The 1,640-nt window shown below is 71.3% G+C and carries 1 protein-coding gene and 1 other RNA gene; both read left to right on the top strand.

What is annotated here, in order from left to right:
* The first annotated feature begins 253 nt into the window (after positions 1 to 253).
* Positions 254 to 350: signal recognition particle sRNA small type (gene ffs, locus ACFWEK_RS21490), an RNA gene on the top strand.
* Positions 351 to 767: 417 nt separating this feature from the next.
* Positions 768 to 1,640: MetQ/NlpA family ABC transporter substrate-binding protein (locus ACFWEK_RS21485; protein WP_430555359.1), on the top strand; the 873-nt coding region annotated here is incomplete at its 3' end.

Genomic DNA, 1,640 nt, shown 5'->3' with positions numbered 1-1,640 from the left:
GTCGGCTCGAACGTCACGATCGTCGGCGTGGGCGACGACGCCCGGGTCGTCGGCGTGAGGGGTTGCCCCCAACACGCTTTCCAAGCGTGCGCCATAGGCCGCTAGGCGAATCCTCCTGGAGCGCGACCCGCATCCTGCGCGGGCAGCCCCAGAAGAATAGCCGACACCCTGCCGTGGCTCCGAATCCTGCGGGGGTGACGGCGGTCTCGCCCGCCGGTTTCGGGACGGGGCGGGGTCTCGGTTAGGCTGTCCGGCAGACCCCTCGTGCGGCACCATCTCGCCGAACTCCCCCAGGGCCGGAAGGCAGCAAGGGTAAGTGAGCTCTGGTGGGTGTGCGGGGGGTCCTTCACGTCCGGCCCGGCCCTCGCAGCGTCGCGAGAAGTGCCGCGGGTCACAGAATCCACCATCCGGACGGAGAATCGTCCACTGCGTGAGATTTCCTCGCCGTCGGCTTGGTGAACCGGGTCGCGGGTGGTCACTCTGAGGTCATGTCCCGCATCGCTCCCGCAGCCATCTCGACCGCGCGCTCCTGCCGTCGCGTCGAGATGTGCCGCGCCGCGACGACCCCGGGCCGCACGGGCACGCGCCGAATGTGCGAGCTCGGCTGACGCCTCACCGGCATCGCACCCGACGACGTCGTCGTCGCCCCTCCCCGGCCCGCCCGGGGAACCACGCACTCCCTGCCGCCTCGAGCTGATGGCCGTGGCCGCCGCACCCCCACCCCGCCTCATCGGCGCCGCACCCGGCGCCTGCCCGGAAGGACCACCATGTCCCGGAACAGCACCCGCACCCGCCTCCTCACCGTCACCGCGATCGCCGCGGCCGCCACGTTCACGCTGTCCGCCTGCGGCGGCTCCGGCAACGCCGAGGGCGACGGCACGCTCCGCGTCGGCGTCGTCGGCGCGTCCGACGACAAGTGGGCCGTCTTCACCGACAAGGCGAAAGAGGAGGGCCTCGACATCGAGCTCGTCGACCTGCAGGACTACACGCAGGCCAACCCCTCCCTCTCGCAGGGCGAGCTGGACGCGAACCAGTTCCAGCACCTGCAGTTCCTCGCCGGCTACAACGTCGACGCCGACGACGACCTGACGCCGATCGGCGCCACCGCCGTCTACCCGCTGGGCCTGTACTCGGAGAAGCACACCTCGGTCGAGCAGATCCCCGCCGGCGGCGAGGTCGCCGTGCCGAACGACCCGACCAACCTGGCCCGCGCGCTCCTCGTGCTGCAGGACGCCGGCCTCATCGAGCTCAAGGACGGCGGCAGCGCCGTCTCCACCGAGGCCGACGTGCTGCCCAGCTCCAAGGTCACCGTGACGCCGGTCGCCGCCGAGCAGACGCCGATCCAGCTCAAGTCGGTGGACGCGTCCATCGTCAACAACGACTTCCTCGAGGACGCCGGGCTGTCCGCGGACGACGCCCTCTTCCAGGACGACCCCGACTCGGACGCCGCCGCGCCCTACATCAACGTCTGGGTGGCCCGCGCCGAGGACAAGGACGACCCCGACCTGGCGAAGCTGGTCGAGATCTCCCACTCGGACGAGGTCGTCGCGGCCGAGCAGAAGGCCTCCGGCGGCACCGCCGTCATCAAGGACAACTCGCCCGAGGAGCTGCAGGAGCCGGGCCTCGACGGCCCCGATCCC

This window comes from Isoptericola sp. NPDC060257, from assembly GCF_042726645.1.
GTDB lineage: Bacteria > Actinomycetota > Actinomycetes > Actinomycetales > Cellulomonadaceae > Isoptericola > Isoptericola nanjingensis.
Note: the sequence above shows the minus strand (reverse complement) of the source record. Positions and strands in the feature narration are given on the sequence as shown.